Origin of the sequence: Arthrobacter sp. 'calajunan' (assembly GCF_046940185.1) — a bacterium.
Lineage (GTDB): Bacteria > Actinomycetota > Actinomycetes > Actinomycetales > Micrococcaceae > Glutamicibacter > Glutamicibacter soli.
This window is the reverse complement of the sequence record NZ_JBKZDY010000003.1, coordinates 451188-469253: the sequence shown is the minus strand read 5'-3', so window position 1 is coordinate 469253 and position 18066 is coordinate 451188. Positions and strand designations below refer to the sequence as shown.

Sequence of the window (18066 nt, the reverse complement as noted above, 5' to 3'; positions counted from 1 at the left end):
CCTCAGCCGTGCTCGTAGCCGCACTGGCCCCGTGGAACGCACCGCAGAAGCGGCGGTTCCACGGGGCCATCTGCATATATCGCTACACGGTCGGGGCGTTTGGCAGCGTGCGCGGATCCGGCAGGCATTCGGGATAGCTCTGCACCAGTTCGCCCAGCAGCTTCTCGCGGACCATGTTGCGCAGCTCCCACAGGTCCGAGGGGTTGCGCGCCGATAAAAATATGGTCAATGTCTGCAGGCCGCCCTGGACGTCGGTCACGTTTAGGGCATTGGTGCGGCCGTCCCACCAATCGGAGGATTCAAGCAGTTCGGTGGTGCGCTGGCGCAGGTACTCGATCGGGGCGTTCAGCTTCAGCTGCAGCACCACATTGCCGGAGATCTCGCTGCTGCGGCGCGACCAGTTCTCGAACGGGGTGGTGGTGAAGTAGGTGGAAGGCAGGATCATGCGACGCCCGTCCAGCAGCAGCACCACCACGTAGGACAGGGTGATTTCCTCGACCGTGCCGCGTTCTTCTTCCACCACCACGGTGTCCTCCACGCGGATCGAATCGGTGAACGCGATCTGGATGCCGGCGAAGACATTGGCCAACGTGGACTGCACGGCCAGGCCGACAACCACCGAAGCCAGGCCGGCGGAGGCGAGAATACCGGCGCCCAGCGCCCTGACCTGCTCGATGGACAGGAGCACCGCCCCGATCGCCAGCACGCACAGCACCGCGGTCAGCACCCGGCGCAGCAGGCCCACCTGGGTGCGTACCTTGGCCAGCTTGCGTCCCGGACCGAACCTGACTTCCACCCGGGTCAGCACCGAGGTCTCGATGACCTTGACGACGCTGATGATGAACCAGGTGAGGAAGAAGATCAGCAAGGCGAGGATGACAAACTGCCAGGCGTTGTACCAGGGCCTGTCCCGGTAGAAGATCGAGAACACCGATTTGACGACGATCGAGGTCATCGTGGCGAAGAACGGAGTCCTGGTCGGTTTCACGGTCCCGGCCGGAATGCCCATGCGCGAAAGGATGCGGCGCGCGACGCCGCTGAAGACGACCGTCAGGATCCCGGCAACGACTGCACCAATAGCTATAACCACCCAGAATTGCAACGATTCGGGTAGGAAGCTTGAGGCCTGAATGACATCTTCAACAGTTTCGTCGATGGGTGCGGTAGGTGTTGGAGTCATCCTTAAAGCATGTCATAGGGCTCTGGCCGGGAGCTGTGTAGCCGCTTGTGTCATTCCGAACTTCTCGGCCTCCGTCACAGATCAATATCGGTATCGTTCCGTTTTCTCCAGACTCTTGCCTTTTCCCCGGCCGCGGCGCTTTAGTAGTGTGACCGGCCACGTGAATCGGCCGGCTGGCGCAACCACAGAAAGCCGGTGATCACCGTGCGCCGAACAAAATTCGGAATCGTCGCCGCCACGGCGACGGCAGCCATGCTGGCAATGACGCCCGCAGCAGTAGCAGTACCCACCTCCACCGCAGCCTCGACCTGCGCAACCGTTTACTGGGGTTCCTTGGCCAAGACCAAGACCTTGTCCACCACGTCCGCCCTGACCAACGTGCGCACCGGCCAGCACACGTGCTACGACCGCATGGTCATCGACCTGAAGTCCAAGCCGGCCGGCTACACCGTGAAGTACGTCGACAAGTTCGTCGGCATCGCTTCCGGAATTGAAGTGAAGACCACCGGCGGGGCGAAGCTGCAGATCCAGCTCCATGCCCCGGCAAGCACCTCGTACAATCCAGGTGCCCAGGTCAAGACCCTGAACTACAAGACGTTCAAGCAGCAGGTCTGGCTGGGAAGCTTCGAAGGGGAAACCCTGCTCGGCGTCTCCACCCGGGCACGGCTTCCGATGCGTGCATTCCTGCTCAACGGCCCGGGGACATCCTCCCGGCTCGTGATCGACGTCGCCCACCAGTGGTGACCGCAAAAAATATTCGGTGCGGTTCGGCACTTTTTGCATGACGTTCCGCGTAACACCCCGTCAACCTGCTGACGAATGTGCCACGATGCTATGTATGAGCAGCACATTTGCCTATCAGCAGGTTGACGTTTTTGCGGCCACCGAATTCAACGGCAACGGCTTGGCCGTGGTCTTCGACGCCGACCATCTCAGCGACGACCAGATGCAGCGTTTCGCCAAGTGGGTCAATATGGCCGAGACCGTGTTCTTCGTCGAGCCGACCGAGGAGGAGGCTGACTACGCGATCCGCATTTTCACCCCGACGACGGAGCTGCCCTTCGCCGGCCATCCCACGCTCGGGGCCGCCCACGCCTGGCTGGAATCCGGCGGCGAACCGGGCCCCAGCGGCTCCCTGATCCAGGAGTGCCGCAGCGGCTTGATCCGGCTGCGCGTCGAGCGGAAAGGCACCGCCGAGCACTCCCAGCGCATCGCCTTCCTCGCTCCCCCGCTGACCCGTTCGGGCCCGCTGGAGCCCGACGTCCTGCAGTGGGCAATCTCCGGCCTGGGCCTGCAGCCCGAGGACGTCATCGACCATTCCTGGCTGGTCAACGGCCCCCAGCCGGCAGGCCTGGTGCTGCGCGACGCCGACGTGGTGCTGGCCATCGAACCGGATTTCGACGCCTTGGAAGGCCTCGAAGTCGGAGTCATCGGCCCGTACACCGCATCCAGCGTCTCCAACGGCAGCTGGCAACCGCGCCAGTCGGTCCTGCCGCGCCTGGCAGGCGCCCGCGAGGAGCTGCTCCCGCTGGACTCCTCGGACCTCGAACGCTCCGAGGAACGGTTCGGCTCCGTGGTGATGCAGCCGCCGGCGGATTTCGAGGTCCGCAACTTCGTTCCCGGCGAAGCCGTCCCCGAGGACCCCGCCACCGGCAGCCTGAACGCCGCCTTCGGCGTCTGGCTGACCGAGACCGGCTACGCCCCGCAGCGCTACACGGTGCGCCAGGGCACCCGGGTGGGACGCGATGCGATCCTGCACGTCGAGGCCGACGACCAGGGCGTCTGGGTCAGCGGCGACGTGGTGACCAGGGTCTGCGGAACTGTGAGCTTCGACTGATTCAGCTTCAATAGTCTTCCTATTTATTTCGCATTGCGCCCGAACGCACTAGTCTTGACCAGTGCCACAAACAGCGAACACCCCCACTGAATTCAACAAGAAAGCCGCGTGGAACGCCCTCTGGGCGCTGGTCATCGGCTTCTTCATGATCCTTCTCGACACCACCATCGTCCATACGGCCATGCCGGCGATCATGGAGGACCTGGACTCCGACATCTCCAGCATCCTGTGGATCAACAGCGCCTACCTGCTGACCTTTGCGGTGCCGCTGCTGGTCACCGGGCGGCTGGGCGACCGCTTCGGCCCGCGCAACATCTACCTGCTGGGCATGGTCATCTTCACCATCGCCTCGCTGTGGAGCGGCCTGTCCACGTCGCTGGCCTCACTGATCCTGGCCCGCGCCGTCCAGGGGCTGGGCGCCGCCCTGATCTCGCCGCAGTCCATGACCATGATCACCCGCCTGTTCCCCTATGCCCACCGCGGAGCGGCCATGGGAGTGTGGGGCGCGGTGGCCGGCATCGCCTCGCTGGTCGGACCGATCGCCGGCGGCCTGCTGGTCGACTCGGCCGGCTGGGAATGGATCTTCTTCATCAACATCCCGATCGCCGTGGTCAGCATCGCCATGGTGTTAAAGTTCGTGCCCAAGCTCAAGCCGCAGGCGCACTCCTTCGACTGGATCGGCGTGGCGCTGTCCGCCATCGGCATGTTCAGCCTCGTCTACGGCATCCAGGAAGGCGACGCGACCAACTGGGAGCCGTTCATCGGCCCGATCAGCGCCTGGCACCTGATCATCTTCGGCATCCTGATGATGGCGCTGTTCGTCTGGTGGCAGTCCAAGACCAAGGCCGAGCCGCTGGTCCCGCTGCGCCTGTTCACGGTGCGCAACTTCTCGCTGGCGAATATCGCGATCACCTTCATGGGCCTGGCGATCGCCACCATCAGCCTGCCCATGGTGTTCTTCCTCCAGGAAGTCCGCGGACTGACCCCGACCGAGTCCGCGCTGATGATCTCCCCCATGGCCGTGGTAGGCATCATCATGGCGCCGATGATCGGCAAGCACATCAACAAGTTCAACCCGCGTACCTTCGCCCTGCCAGGCTTCTTCCTGATGGGCGGCGGGACCATCGCCTACGCGTTGATGATGCACGCCGATATTCCGCTATGGCTGCTGCTGATTCCTTCCGCGATCCAGGGCTTCGGCTCGGCCATGATCTGGCCTTCGCTCTCGCTGGCCGCCACCCGGGACCTGACCGCCGTCGATGCGGGCGCAGGCTCCGGCATCTACAACACGACCAGGCAGATCGGTTCGGTGCTGGGATCGGCGCTGATCGCGTTCATGATGGATTCGAGGATCACCGCGCAGATCGGTGAACTGAATCAGCCCGCCGACCAGTCCGCGATCTTCGAAGCCACCTCGGTCGGGCTAGGCCAGGCGCTGATGCTGCCTGGCATCGTGGCACTGGCCGCGATCTTCTCGGTGCTCTTCTTCAAGTCGCATCCGTCGGAGAGGAAGCTGCGCGGATAACGCCCCCGCTGGCTAAACCTCGCTTCACGCACACCGCCCCTGGACACGAGTTCGTACTCGTGGCCAGGGGCAGTATGTTCTGCTCGATTCCTGATCAAAAAATTTGATCAGGACAATGCCGAAAAACAGGTTCAGGCTTCGCCGTTCGGCTTGTTGCCGCCCTTGAATTCCTCGACCTTCTCGCCGATCTTCTCCTGCGCGTCGGCGGCGAACTCCTTGACGTTCTCGGTGGCGCCGGCGGCGAACTCCTTGACATTTTCCGTCGCGTCCTCGGCGAACTCCTTCACGTTCTCCGCAGCGTCCTCCGCAAATTCCTTCACGTTCTCGACGGCCTCGCCCAGCTTCTTCTTCGCATCATCCAAGAAACCCATGCAACTCTCCTCATCACTAGAATCGGTTGTGACCACGGAAAATTAGTAGCCCAAGTATCAACTTATGCTGTCGCTCCGGGGCACCCAAGAACTTTGGCGAATTACTTCTTCTTGTTCTTGGCCTTCTTGGTCGAACGACGCCCGAAAATCAGCGCCACTGCCATGCCCGCAAGCCAGACGTCCTTGGCGAGGGCCGTGCCGTCCTGGGTCGGGCGGATGCCGTCGGATTCGGTGAGCCCCGGGGTGCGCAGATAGGAAGCCAGGATGACTCCGGAGAACGCTCCCAGCCCCAGGCCGGCGAGCCGCGAAGGAATCAGGGGCAACAGCAGCGCGCTGCCCAGCGAGATCTCTCCGATCGAGAGCATCTTGCCAAAGGCCGCCGGCTCCATTTCGCCCAGCTGCGGGACGCCGTTGGCCGCCATCTGCTGCAGGCCTGCGGCGCTGGCCTCGTCCAGACGCAGCTTGTTGATGCCGCTATTGAGAATGAATGCGCCACTGACCAAACGTAGCGCTGCGTTTGCGATCGAGATTCCCATGGGGCCTCATTCCTTAGGTTCGTCATTGGCCGCCCGAACGGGTTGCCTTGTTGCTCAGCGTAGTCATCGACTTGGGTGTTCACAATCTTTTGCGTGTCGTTTTCAGCCAAGGGCAAGAATCCCGCTGCGGGAATCATGCTAGATTTTTGAATCATGATCCCCTCCTCCGCCGTGCCTTCCGCCGCCCTGAATCTGCTGATCATCCAAGGCTTCGATGCCACGAGTGTCGACGAGTTGGCGACCGCGGCGGGAATCTCGCGTTCAACCTTTTTCCGCCGTTTCGGCTCCAAGGAGAACATGGTGTTCGCGGATCAGGAAATGATCATCACGCATGTCGAAACGACCCTTGCCGCGTCCTCCGTGGATGCCACGCAGACGCTGATCGATGCCGCGCACGTGGTTTTCGACCAGTACACGGCCAATCCGGAGGCCGCCCAATTGCGCCACAAGCTGCTGTCCTCGGTGCCTTCGCTGCGCGAGCGCGAACTGGTATCCACGCATCGCTACGAACGGACGTTCTACCAGTTCCTGGCCCGCCGCGATCTGGTGTCCACCCCGGCCGCCCATGCCCTGGGACTGGGGATCAGCGCCGGCCTGGTGGCGATCCACAACGACCACCTGCGCATGTGGCTGCGCGAGCCGCACAGCACCGACCGCACGAAGCTCGCCCACGACGTTTTGATCTTCCTTGAACGCTTCTCCGACGTGCTCAATCCGAACGACGAATTGCGCAAACCAGCCAGCGCCGCCCCGAGCGTGGTGGTTTCAGTGCTGCCCGCCGGCGCGGACGAGCAGTCGATCCTGGACGCCGTCGCCAAGGCGCTGCGAGAACGCCAGCACTGACCTCGTCTCCGACGCAACACACCACATTTGAAACCTAGTATCTTGACATGACACTGCGTTCCACTACGCTTGAGGTAGAACATTTTCTCCCAGGCCCCTAAGGAGCGCCCACATGACCCAGCAGCAGACCGGTTTCGCCTTCCCTTCCGGAGTCACCGAGCCGCAATACGACCTGTGGTCAGACGGGGTCAACATCGATCCCACCGGCATCTTCTCCGAGCTGTCCGAGGCTGACGCGGCCTGGCGCGCCAAGGCCCGCAAGTTCGTGCTCGACGAGGTCAAGGACGACATCCACGAGTACTGGGACAAGGCCGACTACCCGCTGCACCTGGTCAAGAAGCTGGGCGACGCCGATCTGCTGCGCGACGGCCTGGCGATCGAGGGCCGCCAGGAGATGAGCCCGCTGGCCGCTGGCCTGATCAATATGGAGATGGCCCGCGGCGACGGCTCGGTGGCCACGATCATCGGCGTGCAGGGCGGCCTGGCCCTGCGTTCGGTCATCTACTGCGGCAGCCCGGAGCAGATCGCCAAGTACGGCATGCCGATGCTCGCCGGCGAGCTGCCCGGCGCCTTCGCGCTGACCGAGCCGACCCATGGTTCGGACTCGGTGTCGCTGGAGACCGCAGCGCGCAAGGTCGAGGGCGGCTACGCCCTGAGCGGCGAAAAGAAGTGGATCGGCAACGGCTCCATCGGCGGGGTGTCCATCGTGTGGGCCCGCGACGAGGAGGGCAAGGTCCGCGGCTTCATTGTCCACCAGGAGGCCGAGGGATACCAGGCCGCCAACATCGAGAACAAGCTCTCTCTGCGCGCCATCTGGCAGGCGCACATCCGCATGGACGAGGTCTTCGTCCCCGACGAGGACGTGCTGCCCGAGGCCAAGAGCTTCAAGGACACCTCGCGCGTGCTGTTCGCGACCCGCCTGGGTGTCGCCTGGGCCGCCGTGGGGCACGCCACGGCCTGCTACGAAAGCGCGGTGAACTACGCCAAGCAGCGCATCCAGTTCGGCCGCCCGCTGGCCGCCAGCCAGATCGTGCAGGAGCGCCTGGCGCGCATGCAGTCCGAGCTGGCCACCATCCAGCTGCTGGTCATGCAGGCCACCAAGCGCGAAGCATCCGGCGAGCTGACCGGCCCGCAGGCTTCGCTGGCCAAATACACCGCGACCCGCACCGCGCGATCGATCGCCTCCAACGCCCGGGACCTGCTGGGCGGCAACGGCATCCTGACCAGCAACCGCGTGGCGCGCCACTTCGCCGATGTGGAGGCAATCCACACCTACGAAGGCACCGAGACCGTCCAGGCCCTGATCATGGGCCGCGACATCACCGGCATCTCCGCCTTCGCCTAAGTCGCCTACGGCACACCGGTTTCCGGGCTCCGCGCACCTCGCGCGGGGCCCGGCTCGCTTTAAGCGTTGCCTCCGGCCTCGCGCTTCAGCCTGTTCTTGGTCGACGCGGTCGCCACGTGCTCCCAGGGGTTCTCCGGCCAGGGGTGGCGCGGATAGCGCCCACGCATTTCGGAGCGGACCTGCGCATAGGGGCCGTTGAAGAAGCTGACCAGGTCGTCGGTGACCGCCAGCGGCCGTCCCGCGGGCGAGAGCAGGTGGAACTGCACCGGCAGCTTCTGGCGCACCAGCTTGGGCGAATTCTCCATCCCGAAGCATTCCTGCAGCTTCACCGAGACCACCGCCGGTCCGGCGTCGCCCACCGGCGGGTAGGCCACGGTGATCCGCGATCCGGAGGGCACCTGCAGGCGCTGCGGCACCAGCTCATCGAAGTCGTGGGCGTGCTCCCAGGGCAACAGCGTGCGCAGCGCGGAATGCAGCTCGATCTTCGCCGCGCTCTTGCCGGCGGCCAGCTGGCGCAGCGCCGGGGCCAGCCAGTCCTCGGCGCGGGCGATCAGCGAGGCCTCGTCCATCGGGGCGAAGGGCTCGCCCAGCAGCCGGTGCGCCACCGCCATCCGCCGGCGCAGCGCCTCGAAACCTTCTTGCGTCCCGAACACCGCCAGGCCCTGTTCGGCGAGCGCTGCCTGCGCCGCCTGCAGCCCCAGCTCCCCGGTCACCTTGATCGGCTTGGAAGACAGTTCGATCTCGCCGAAGGACTCGATCCTGCGGGCGCTGATCCTGCCGTCGAGCAGCTGCGCGGTGTCGCGGATCCGGTGCATTTGCGGCAGCAGCTCGCAGGCCGTATCGAAGTCGATGCCCGCGGCCTTGCGGATCATCGCTCCCCCGCCGGTGCGGGAGACCTCGGCCACCGCCAGGTATTCGAAATGCTCCAGATGGCTGCCGCGCGGCAGCGAGGCCCTGGTGCCGGAGGCCAGCAGGTATTCGGCCGGCCCCATGCGGCGCGCGATCCACTGCGGATAGGCCAGTGCGCAGATCCCAGCCACGGCGTCCGCCGCCGCCTGCGGCCGGGCCGCGTTGCCGTCTTTCCCTGCCGGGGCCAGCGCGGCCAGCCGCTTGGCCTCCCGGGCCCAACTGCGGTGCCCGGGGTGGGAGGTGCGCCGCAGCGCCGCGAGCAGCTCGCCGAGGTCGGCGCTGGCCACCCGTTCGGACCCCGCCAGCATCGCGACCACCTCTGCGGCGGCCTTCGCGCCGAAGCGCGCGGTGCCTTCCAGCAGCGCCCTGGCGGTACGGGGATCGGTGGGGATCTTGGACATGCGTTCGCCCAGCGCGGTGATCCGGCCGGATTCGTCCACGGCGTCCAGCGCGTGGAGCACCTGCTCGTCGGCGCGCATGGTCGCGGCCGGAGGCTGTTCCCACATGGACAGCCCTTCCCCGCGTGGAGCGCCCCAGGCGGCCAGGGTCAGCCCGGCGTCCACCAGGTCCGCGGTGCGGATCTCGGGGGTCGAGTGCGCCGGGGCCGCGGCGAAGGACTTCGCATCCAGGGTGCGCACCACCGTGCCGGGTCCCAGGCGTCCGGCGCGGCCGGCCCGTTGGGTGGCGGCGGCACGGCTTGACACCACGGTGACCAGGCCGCTGAAACCGCGGCCTTCGTCACGGCGCGGTTCCCGGGAGTAGCCTGCATCCACCACCAGGCGCACCCGCGGCACGGTCACCGAGGATTCGGCGATGGAGGTGGACACGATGATGCGCGCCGGTTCCGCAGCGTCGGGGACGCCGAGGATCAAGTCCTGCTCGCGGGAGGAGATCTGCGAGTGCAGCGCGAAGCTGCGCGCGCCGGAGGCTTCGAGGTACGAGCAGACCCGCTGCACCTCCCCGGCGCCGGGCAGGAACACCAAGGTGTCCACCGGCTGCCCGGCAACGCGGTTGGCCAGCTCGGAATGCTTGAGCGCGCTGCGGGCCACATGCCTCAGGTAGTCGTGGGAGAGCCCGCGCTCGGTATTGCGCTGGCCGGAGAAGCTATCGAACAGTTCCTGGACCGGGAACTGGGCGCTCTGGGCGCTGAGCACCGGCGCCGGGGCGTCCCGGGCGAGCAGCTGGGAGAGCTCCTGCGCGTGCAGGGTGGCGCTCATGACCACCAAGCTCAGGTCGTCGCGCAGTTCGGAGACCTGGTTGGCCATGGCCAGCAGCAGGTCTGTGTCAATGGAGCGCTCGTGGACCTCGTCGATGATCAGCGCGCTGACGCCATCCAGGTCCGGGTCCGCCAGCAAGCGGCGCAGCATCAGGCCCGCGGTGGCGAATTCGACCTTGGTGCGGTCGCTGAGCATGCGTTCGCCGCGCACGGAGAAGCCCACCCGGTCCCCGAGCTTGGAGCCGTCGAGCTGCGCCAGGCGCCGGGCCGCGGCGCGTGCTGCCACGCGGCGCGGCTGGGTGACGACGACCCGTCCATCAAGCCCGCGGCCTGCCAGCGCATTGGCCACGGTGGGCGGCACGATGGTCGTTTTGCCGGATCCCGGCGGTGCCTGGATCACCAGCGGCTGGGCCGGGTCGGCCTTGACGCTGTTGAACAGCTCGTGGCGGCTCGGCCCGAAGGCCAGGCCGCGGGAGACCGCGTCGAGGTCGAACAGCGCGGTACTCATCGCCGGCGACCGTTCCAGAAGGACTCGATGGCCTGGACCACCGGTTCGATGGGGAACAGCGTGCTGCCGTGGGTGCGCCCGGGCAGCGCGACCATGCGCGCGTTAGGCAACGTGTGGGCCATGATCTTGTTCTGGTCGAAGCGCGGCTGGTCGCGGGTGCCGATCAGCAGCAGCGTCGGGACGCGGATCTGGGCCAGCTCGGCCAGCTCGACGTTCTGGACCGTTTCCGCCGCCTCGTAGTAGGCGGCCAGGGCCAGCGGGTCGTTGGACTTGAACGCCATCCGGGTGGCGGGATCCAGGCGTCCGCGCGTTTCCTGGCCGGTGACGAAGCCTTCAATGTCCCCGTCGCGCAGCACCTGGAGGTAGCCGGGGAAAAAGAGCTTGCCGATTTCGCCCGGGGTGATTTCGAAGGTGCCGCCGAGCATGATCAACGACAGCACCGAGGCCGGAGAGGTCATCGCCAGATGCAGCCCGGTGCGCGCGCCGAACGAGTACCCGACCACGTGGACGGATTCCAGGCCGAGATGGTCCAGGAGCGCATGGATGTCCCCCATAACCTTTTCCATCGTGTAGTCGGCGACGTCGTGGGACTTGGAGGAGCGGCCGTGGCCGCGCAGGTCCATCCGGATGTTGCGATGACCCGCGCCCAAGGTCTTGGTGTAGCCCAGACCGCGCCAGATGGATCGCGAAAGGGCGGAACCGTGCAGGTACAGGATCGGCTCGCCATCGGAAGCATCGTCGTCGAAGAAGATTTCTGCACCGTCAGCGGGGTTCTTGATCATCGGCATACCCTCGATTAAATCCCTTCCTTTCCTCTGAAGGAAATCGCCTGTCCTTCCCAGCCCTCGACAACCTGGGCTAGAAGGAGAACACTGAGGTTACAGTGGCTTGGCCATTTGCCGGCCACGCGTTGAGAGCTATGAAAGGGGAATGACATGAGCGAGCAACCCAATGGAGAGGATCTCGAGAAGAAGCTGCACGACGAGCATGACGAGCAGCTGGTCGAGGAATGGGAAGACGAGTCATTCCCGGCCTCCGACCCACCCTCGAATTACTAGGCACCAATCGTTCAAGCTGTCGCACACGCGACTCTCAGGTTATCTCAAGCCTTCGCTCCTAGTCTTGGTACTACCTTCTCAAGGTGCGAGTGATCTGGAAGAACCGATCTGCGCAGGCGTTACCTCCTTGGCCTGACAGATCGGTTCTTCATTTAATCCGGCAACCAGCCCCGAACCAATAGCCAACTGGTTAGAATCATCGGTCCACCAGCCACTCTTGGTTGTCATAAAGCCCTAGCTGATCTGCACAAAGATAGACTTCAAGAACCGGCTAAGCCGGCCGTGGCTGCATGGTACCCCCATAAACCATGCAGTTGCGGGATACGGAAGCACCCCCAAGCTTTCGTATCGCAGGGCCCATCGCATGCCACGCGCAGGCGGTGGGTCCGCTCATCTCCACATTCCTTCCGAGCGATTCGGTTTCCACCCAGAAATGTCTCAAAAATCTGACATATGGTGGAGCAGAGAGATTTCTCCATCGCACTGATCGGCTTCAGCCGGCAGAAAGGTTTTTCATGGAATACGAGATCGTCAACCCCGTGAACGACACCCACCGCCCCTATGTGGCCGCGGCTGACCGCTACGAGCACTTCGGATACCGCCGCGTCGGCGATTCGGGCCTCATGCTCCCACCCCTCTCCCTCGGTCTGTGGTGGAACTTCGGCGACAACCGGACTTTTGATTCGCAGCGCGAGATCCTGCGTCATGCGTTCGACCACGGAATCACGCACTTCGACCTGGCCAATAACTACGGTCCGCCGGCGGGGGCTGCCGAGGAGAACTTCGGACGCATGCTGCGCAAGGACTTCAAGCCTTACCGCAACGAACTGGTCATCTCTTCCAAGGCCGGTTGGGACATGTGGGCCGGCCCCTTCGGAACCCTGGGATCACGCAAGTACCTGATCGCCTCCTGCGACGCCTCGCTGGAGAAACTGGGTCTGGACTACGTGGATATCTTCTATTCCCACCGCTTCGATCCGAAGACGCCACTTGAGGAAACCATCGGGGCGCTGGATACGCTGGTACGTTCCGGCAAAGCGCTGTACGTCGGCATTTCGTCCTACTCGGCCGAGCGCACGGCCCAGGCCAAGGCGATCGCGAAGGATCTGGGGACCCCGCTAGTGATCCACCAGCCGTCCTACAACATCCTGAACCCATGGGTGGAGCACGGTCTGCTGCAAACGCTGGCAGAAGAGAACATGGGAGCCATCGCCTTCACCCCGCTGGCGCAGGGGCTGCTGACCGACAAGTACCTGACCACGACCGACGTCGAGCGCCAAGGCGGCCGCCGGGCGCTGACCGAGCAGCTGACCGATGAGAACCTGACCAAGATCCGCCGCCTGAACGACGTGGCGCAGCGCCGCGGCCAGTCGCTGGCCCAGATGGCCATCGCCTGGCTGCTGCGCGACGGAGCCGCGACCTCGGTGCTGATCGGAGCTTCCTCCACCAAGCAGCTGGACGAGAACCTCGGCGCATTGAAGAACGTCGATTTCACGCAGGCCGAGCTGGACGAAATCGCGCAGATCGCGCAGGGCGATGCAGGCATCGACTGGTGGCGCAGCTCCGCCATCGGCTAAATGAGGACTGCGCGAACCCGCATGGTGATCTGAAAGTGTCGCACTGGTCTGGAGAATTTTCCAGGCAGTGCGGCATTTTCTGTCTCTCCAACACTTCCTAGTGAAAGTTCGTTTAGCGCAGCGATTCCATGCTGGCAGATTCTGCATTGTATGGATAAGCTCAGAGTGGACGCGATATGAAGTGAATTACATTCATTTATTGGTTATAGTTCAATAACAACCAGCTACGTTCGCGTAAAACCGACCAACATGCACAAAGACAGGAGCATCGATGAGCGCCCCAACCTACAAGGTCTTGAACCCGGCGACCGGCGAGGTAGTCGAGGAATTCGACGTTGCCACCGATGAGCAGATCGAGCAGGCACTAGCCTCCGCGCAGTCCGCATACGAGTCCTGGCAGGACGTTGACATCAACGAGCGCGCCAAGATCGTTTCCAAGGTCGGTGCGCTCTTCGCCGAGCGCGCGGAGGAACTGGGCAAGATCATGACCACCGAGATGGGCAAGCCACTGTCCGAGGCAGTGGGCGAGGCCCAGTTCTGCCAGGAGATCTTCGAATACTTCGCTTCCGAGGGCCCGACCCTCGCGGCGGACCAGGAGATCAAGTCCTTCTCCGGCGGCAAGGCCATCGTCCAGAAGCTGCCCGTAGGCCCGCTGCTGGGCATCATGCCATGGAACTTCCCGCTGTACCAGGTCGCACGCTTCGCCGCTCCGAACCTGATGCTGGGCAACACCATTCTGCTGAAGCACGCAGAGTCCTGCCCACGTTCAGCTCTGGCCATCCAGGAAATCATGGATGAAGCAGGCGTTCCGGCAGGCGTGTACAACAACGTGTTCGCCACCCACGACCAGATCTCCACCATCATCGCCGACAGCCGTATCCAGGGTGTTTCCCTGACCGGTTCGGAGCGCGCAGGCGCCATCATCGGCGAGCAGGCAGGCCGCAACCTGAAGAAGGCAGTGCTGGAGCTCGGTGGTTCGGATCCATTCGTGGTTCTGGATTCGGATGACGTGTCCGGGATCGCCGAAGCCGCATGGAGCTTCCGCATCGACAACACCGGCCAGGCATGCAATTCGAACAAGCGCATGATCGTCATGGATGACATCTACGACGAGTTCGTCTCCGAGCTGACCAAGCATGCCGAGGGCCTGAAGCCCGGTGACCCGATGAAGGAAGAGGACGGCTCGTTCGCGCCGATGTCCTCGCGCAAGGCCGCAGAAGACCTGCACGCACAGGTTCAGGACGCAGTTTCCAAGGGCGCAACCCTGCATGCCGGCGGTGTGCTGCATGACGGTCCTTCGGCGTACTACTCCCCTGCCGTGCTCACTGGTGTCACCAAGGAAATGCGCGCCTACTACGAGGAGCTGTTCGGCCCGGTCGCAGTGGTCTACAAGGTCACCAGCGACGAGGAAGCTGCAGAGCTGGCCAACGACACCATCTACGGCCTGGGCGGATCGGTGCACTCCACCGACGAAGCCCGCGCCGCAAAGGTTGCCCAGAAGCTTCAAGTCGGCATGTCCAACGTCAATGCCGCCAGCGCAGAAGGCGCTGAAATGCCATTCGGCGGAGTCAAGCGGTCGGGCTTCGGCCGCGAGCTTGGCCCGCTGGGCATGGAAGAGTTCGTCAACAAGCGTCTGTTCTACGTAGGCGAGTAGCCCGTTCTACATAGGCTGATATTCGCCTAACGGCCACTAAATAGAAGGTGCGCTCCTGACGAGGAGCGCACCTTCTGCCTATTCGGTCATTCAAGCTGAAACAGGTATCTTCGCTGTTTCTAATTCATCCTGCTTTGTTTCTCCGGTTTGAATTTGTTCCGGCATAGGGCGTCGACCCCCGAATACCTTTCTCCAGCAGCCTGCCAGCCAAGCCTGCACGGTAAGCCATGAAGTGCTGGATACCAATACTGCGTCGGCGGACGCCATGATTCCGGAGAAGAACGGCAGTCCCATGACGACCGCAATACCGAGGTGCATCCCCAAGACCAGCACTAGTGCGATACGCCGACTGAGCTTGTTAAAAAGCATGAAGGGAAAAGCAATCTGGATGATAACGGTCATGTAGGTAATCAGCACTACGACCCATGCATTCCACGTGATCAGCGAGCTTAGCCACGGAAATACGCCGTAGGCTTCCGAGCTGATCGGATAGTACATAGCCGTGCCTTCTTGCCATAGCGCACCCTGAACCTTGTACATCCCGGCTTCGAAGTACACAATGCATAACTGGGCAACCACAAGACACAGCGACAAGTTATGGAGAATCGTCGCGAATTCACGCTCACGCTTCTTTTTTGCCTTTCGATTCGTAAGCCATGAATCGAGTGACCAACGCTTAGATAAGTCCGCGAAGATCAGATAAATGAGCATGATTCGGATAAAGTAGTTCCCGCCATCTGAAATGGGCGTGTTTTGAGCATTGATGGCGGTATAGAAGACAAAGAGCAACGGCGTGACAAACCGAGTCTTCCAGCCAATCATGAACGCCACAGCCAGCAGGATCGCTGCAACATACCAGGTTACGAACAGCCCCATGCTTGCATCTCGAAGAATGTCCAAGGGCCATGGGTAACCCAGCACTGAACGGTATGGTTCCATATAGGCTGATCCGGGACCCCAGATCTTGGCAGCGACCGGCGCATTTACCAATAGCCAACCGAGAATCAAGGCACCAGAAACCATTCGCATTACGGCCAGCCCATACGAGGCTTTCCGATCGACCGAGAACCAATCATAAATCCACTTCAAGCCATCGGTTGGTAGTCCTCGATGGCTCTTGATCCATGTAAGAACTGATGGATACTGATTCGGTGTATTATTCATTTCCATACCGCCAGAGTCTGCTCGTCGAATTCTTTCGCATCGCGCCAACCGATGTACACCTCTGAGACCTTGTTTTTATGCCCTTCCTCGTGGCGCAGGTTAAAAGGTGTCACGGACTCGCGCCGCAATTTAATTTCGACCATCGAGGCTCCGCCCCATTGCTCTTGCGCATAGAGCGTCGCGAACCCAACAGCGGTGTCTTCCATGCGTTTGTATGCACGGAGGCTAGTCCGCTCAGATGCCGAATATTTCTGGGCCGCTTCGCCAGAATCTAGGTCCGTTCCGAATACGGGGACACCGAGTACAAAGGGTTTCTCGATTTCTTTCTTCGCTTCAGAGCTGAGATCGGAAACTGCACCCCACAATCGTCCGTGGATTGCTTTTGATTGCTTGGCTTCTCTATTCGAAAACACGTTCCCTGCTCGGGACACCATTTCTTCAGCAGTGGCATCCCTCCACTCGGTGAATTCAGCACCGTTCTTTGCGCCTGCCGCACAGGTTTTCCCATCCGACACGCAAGCTCGCATGGTGAAGTATTCGTCTTGGGAGTATGGCCCTGGAGCGAACAAGCTCCATCCTTGATCGAGTGGACCCAGAAAGTACTTGTTGAGCTCGGGTTGCAGCGAACTCTTAATAGGAGTCGAGGGGCCCGTAAACGCGAGTGTTGCACCGATGTGTGCCATCGCCAACAATCCAGCAATCAGCAGCACAGCCATAGATAGGATCTTCGGTTTATTTTTTCTTTGCCGCATGGGGCCCTTCTTTGTTACAAACATTCACACAAAAGTCGTGAACACTCGAGGAGTAAACTGCGAAGCGGAAGGGGCATCCGAAGATGCCCCTTCCTCTTACTGACTAATTCCTAATGCCCTATGCCTTTCGCTTGCGGGCCAATAGGCGAGCTGCAACCCCTAGGAGAACCAGCAAGAGAGCTCCTGCTCCAAGGACAAGTGCCCCGTTGGAACCAGTGTTCGCAAGTTGGTCGCCCTTAGCGTCGTTATCCTTAGAACCATTTCCGTTCTCGGAAGCATTCTCACCCGCGTTATCCGCAGTGTTCACATCGGTGTTCTCAACCGCGTTATCCGCAGTATTCACGTCCGTGTTCGCATCGGTGTTCGCAGCCGCGTTATCCGCAGTATTCACATCCGTGTTCTCAACCGCGTTATCCGCAGTATTCACATCGGTGTTCTCAACCGCGTTATCCGCAGTATTCACGTCCGTGTTCGCATCGGTGTTCGCATCGGTGTTCGCAGCCGCGTTATCCGCAGTATTCACGTCCGTGTTCGCGTCGGTGTTCGCATCGGTGTTCTCAACCGCGTTATCCGCAGTATTCACATCGGCGTTCTCAACCGCGTTATCCGCAGTGTTGTCAGCGCCGCTCTCGGCTTCCACGACGCTGAACGTGGTGAAAGCATACGAGCCAGTTTCCACGTCCGTAAGAATCAAGATGTAATTGCCTAACTCGATATCAGCGGTATCCACCATGAAGGAGATATCGCCAGCATCATCGGCAGTTATTTCTGGTGGCAGTGCTGCGGCCATGGCCTTAGTCATTGAGGTTTCGGTTGCACCAAGAGCACTCTGCTGGATGCTCACACTTCCGCCAGGCGTAAAGCCCTTGGCCGTCACTTCGCCCGACTCGCCCTTGATCAAGCGGTTCGGTGTAATGTCTACGGCGACATCAAGTGGTGCTTCATCCGACAGCTTGACTTCGAAGTATTCGTTGTAGGTTTTGCCAGTTTCAGGATCGGTGACTTCAATGATGTAGATTCCTTCTGGCAGTCCTTCGGTGCTGAAGTTGTGCTTGAAGTGTCCCTTGCCATCAGCTGAGAGCCTGAGGTCCAGGACAGGATCGCCCTCACCATTGACATTCTTTACCTTGAGTTCCACTGGGGCATCCGGAGCGAATTTGTCACCGATGAAGGTCACGTCATCCCCTGCTTCGACACTGTTTGGCAGCACAGTAAGTGTCGGATGCTCCGTATTATCCGCGGTGTTGTCTGCGGTGTTCGCATCGGTGTTCTCAGCCGCGTTATCCGCAGTGTTCACATCCGTGTTCGCATCGGTGTTCGCAGCCGCGTTATCCGCAGTGTTCACATCCGTGTTCGCATCGGTGTTCTCAGCCGCGTTATCCGCAGTGTTCACATCCGTGTTCGCATCGGTGTTCGCAGCCGCGTTATCCGCAGTGTTCACATCCGTGTTCGCATCGGTGTTCTCAGCCGCGTTATCCGCAGTGTTCACATCCGTGTTCGCATCGGTGTTCGCAGCCGCGTTATCCGCAGTGTTCACATCCGTGTTCGCATCGGTGTTCGCAGCCGCGTTATCCGCAGTGTTCACATCCGT

Annotated in this window: 16 protein-coding genes; 8 read left to right on the top strand and 8 right to left on the bottom strand. The window is 62.1% G+C overall.

What is annotated here, in order from left to right; translation table 11 throughout:
- Positions 1-82: 82 nt before the first annotated feature.
- Complete coding sequence (locus RF641_RS07040; protein WP_052772477.1) at positions 83-1180, bottom strand: mechanosensitive ion channel family protein; 1098 nt, start codon at positions 1178-1180, stop codon at positions 83-85.
- A 204-nt stretch (positions 1181-1384) separates the two neighbouring features.
- On the opposite strand from RF641_RS07040, the gene RF641_RS07035 reads away from it, so the two are divergent.
- From RF641_RS07035 to RF641_RS07025, 3 genes are all read left to right on the top strand, one after another.
- On the top strand, positions 1385-1924 hold the full coding sequence (locus RF641_RS07035) for an AMIN-like domain-containing (lipo)protein (protein WP_229777435.1): 540 nt from the start codon (positions 1385-1387) through the stop codon (positions 1922-1924).
- A gap of 94 nt (positions 1925-2018) precedes the next feature.
- A complete protein-coding gene (locus RF641_RS07030) occupies positions 2019-3017 on the top strand; it encodes a PhzF family phenazine biosynthesis protein (RefSeq protein ID WP_424572848.1) in 999 nt (332 codons plus the stop codon).
- A 61-nt stretch (positions 3018-3078) separates the two neighbouring features.
- Positions 3079-4542 carry an MFS transporter gene (locus RF641_RS07025; RefSeq protein WP_113608157.1) on the top strand — a complete coding sequence of 488 codons (1464 nt, stop codon included), beginning with the start codon at positions 3079-3081 and terminating at the stop codon, positions 4540-4542.
- Between the two features lie 131 nt (positions 4543-4673).
- Here RF641_RS07025 and RF641_RS07020 read toward each other — a convergent pair whose 3' ends face one another.
- Both RF641_RS07020 and RF641_RS07015 read right to left on the bottom strand, forming a co-directional pair.
- Positions 4674-4913: a hypothetical protein gene (locus RF641_RS07020; RefSeq protein ID WP_053798690.1), complete on the bottom strand. Its 240-nt coding sequence runs from the start codon at positions 4911-4913 to the stop codon at positions 4674-4676.
- Between the two features lie 101 nt (positions 4914-5014).
- Positions 5015-5449, bottom strand: a complete 435-nt coding sequence (locus RF641_RS07015; protein ID WP_113608156.1) for a hypothetical protein — start codon at positions 5447-5449, stop codon at positions 5015-5017.
- Between the two features lie 153 nt (positions 5450-5602).
- Between RF641_RS07015 and RF641_RS07010 the strand changes: the two genes are divergently transcribed.
- Complete coding sequence (locus RF641_RS07010) at positions 5603-6292, top strand: TetR family transcriptional regulator (protein ID WP_424572847.1); 690 nt, start codon at positions 5603-5605, stop codon at positions 6290-6292.
- A 112-nt stretch (positions 6293-6404) separates the two neighbouring features.
- Positions 6405-7637, top strand: coding sequence for an acyl-CoA dehydrogenase family protein (locus RF641_RS07005; protein ID WP_053798692.1), 1233 nt, complete (start codon positions 6405-6407; stop codon positions 7635-7637).
- A gap of 59 nt (positions 7638-7696) precedes the next feature.
- Here RF641_RS07005 and hrpB read toward each other — a convergent pair whose 3' ends face one another.
- Positions 7697-10270, bottom strand: coding sequence for an ATP-dependent helicase HrpB (gene hrpB / locus RF641_RS07000; protein WP_424572846.1), 2574 nt, complete (start codon positions 10268-10270; stop codon positions 7697-7699).
- Positions 10267-11052 (bottom strand): alpha/beta fold hydrolase, encoded by a 786-nt coding sequence (locus RF641_RS06995; protein ID WP_424572845.1) that lies wholly within the window; start codon positions 11050-11052, stop codon positions 10267-10269. Before RF641_RS06995 ends, hrpB begins: the two co-directional genes overlap by 4 nt.
- A 153-nt stretch (positions 11053-11205) precedes the next feature.
- On the opposite strand from RF641_RS06995, the gene RF641_RS06990 reads away from it, so the two are divergent.
- The 3 genes from RF641_RS06990 to RF641_RS06980 all read left to right on the top strand — a co-directional run bounded on the left by RF641_RS06990 (position 11206) and on the right by RF641_RS06980 (position 14559).
- The gene (locus RF641_RS06990) at positions 11206-11328 is read left to right on the top strand and encodes a hypothetical protein (RefSeq protein WP_272926234.1); all 123 of its coding nucleotides are present in this window, start codon (positions 11206-11208) and stop codon (positions 11326-11328) included.
- A gap of 515 nt (positions 11329-11843) precedes the next feature.
- Positions 11844-12905: an L-glyceraldehyde 3-phosphate reductase gene (gene mgrA / locus RF641_RS06985; RefSeq protein ID WP_113608154.1), complete on the top strand. Its 1062-nt coding sequence runs from the start codon at positions 11844-11846 to the stop codon at positions 12903-12905.
- Between the two features lie 271 nt (positions 12906-13176).
- Positions 13177-14559 (top strand): NAD-dependent succinate-semialdehyde dehydrogenase, encoded by a 1383-nt coding sequence (locus tag RF641_RS06980; RefSeq protein ID WP_113608153.1) that lies wholly within the window; start codon positions 13177-13179, stop codon positions 14557-14559.
- Positions 14560-14649: 90 nt separating this feature from the next.
- Here RF641_RS06980 and RF641_RS06975 read toward each other — a convergent pair whose 3' ends face one another.
- The 3 genes from RF641_RS06975 to RF641_RS06965 form a co-directional block, all read right to left on the bottom strand.
- Positions 14650-15729, bottom strand: a complete 1080-nt coding sequence (locus RF641_RS06975) for an HTTM domain-containing protein (protein ID WP_424572844.1) — start codon at positions 15727-15729, stop codon at positions 14650-14652.
- The gene (locus tag RF641_RS06970) at positions 15720-16439 is read right to left on the bottom strand and encodes a DUF5819 family protein (RefSeq protein WP_424572843.1); all 720 of its coding nucleotides are present in this window, start codon (positions 16437-16439) and stop codon (positions 15720-15722) included. The genes RF641_RS06975 and RF641_RS06970 overlap by 10 nt, the downstream gene beginning before the upstream one ends.
- Positions 16440-16593: 154 nt before the next feature.
- On the bottom strand, positions 16594-18066 hold a 1473-nt coding region (locus RF641_RS06965; protein WP_424572842.1), incomplete at its 5' end, for a hypothetical protein.

Excerpts from the sequence above, each read along its gene's own strand:
- hrpB (WP_424572846.1), bottom strand. The coding sequence starts at position 10,270 with ATGAGTACCGCGCTGTTCGACCTCGACGCGGTCTCCCGCGGCCTGGCC.
- RF641_RS07030 (WP_424572848.1), top strand. The coding sequence starts at position 2,019 with ATGAGCAGCACATTTGCCTATCAGCAGGTTGACGTTTTTGCGGCCACC.
- RF641_RS07015 (WP_113608156.1), bottom strand. The coding sequence starts at position 5,449 with ATGGGAATCTCGATCGCAAACGCAGCGCTACGTTTGGTCAGTGGCGCA.
- RF641_RS07010 (WP_424572847.1), top strand. The coding sequence starts at position 5,603 with ATGATCCCCTCCTCCGCCGTGCCTTCCGCCGCCCTGAATCTGCTGATC.
- mgrA (WP_113608154.1), top strand. The coding sequence starts at position 11,844 with ATGGAATACGAGATCGTCAACCCCGTGAACGACACCCACCGCCCCTAT.
- RF641_RS07020 (WP_053798690.1), bottom strand. The coding sequence starts at position 4,913 with ATGGGTTTCTTGGATGATGCGAAGAAGAAGCTGGGCGAGGCCGTCGAG.
- RF641_RS06990 (WP_272926234.1), top strand. The coding sequence starts at position 11,206 with ATGAGCGAGCAACCCAATGGAGAGGATCTCGAGAAGAAGCTGCACGAC.
- RF641_RS07005 (WP_053798692.1), top strand. The coding sequence starts at position 6,405 with ATGACCCAGCAGCAGACCGGTTTCGCCTTCCCTTCCGGAGTCACCGAG.
- RF641_RS06975 (WP_424572844.1), bottom strand. The coding sequence starts at position 15,729 with ATGGAAATGAATAATACACCGAATCAGTATCCATCAGTTCTTACATGG.
- RF641_RS06970 (WP_424572843.1), bottom strand. The coding sequence starts at position 16,439 with ATGGCTGTGCTGCTGATTGCTGGATTGTTGGCGATGGCACACATCGGT.
- RF641_RS07040 (WP_052772477.1), bottom strand. The coding sequence starts at position 1,180 with ATGACTCCAACACCTACCGCACCCATCGACGAAACTGTTGAAGATGTC.
- RF641_RS06995 (WP_424572845.1), bottom strand. The coding sequence starts at position 11,052 with ATGATCAAGAACCCCGCTGACGGTGCAGAAATCTTCTTCGACGACGAT.
- RF641_RS06980 (WP_113608153.1), top strand. The coding sequence starts at position 13,177 with ATGAGCGCCCCAACCTACAAGGTCTTGAACCCGGCGACCGGCGAGGTA.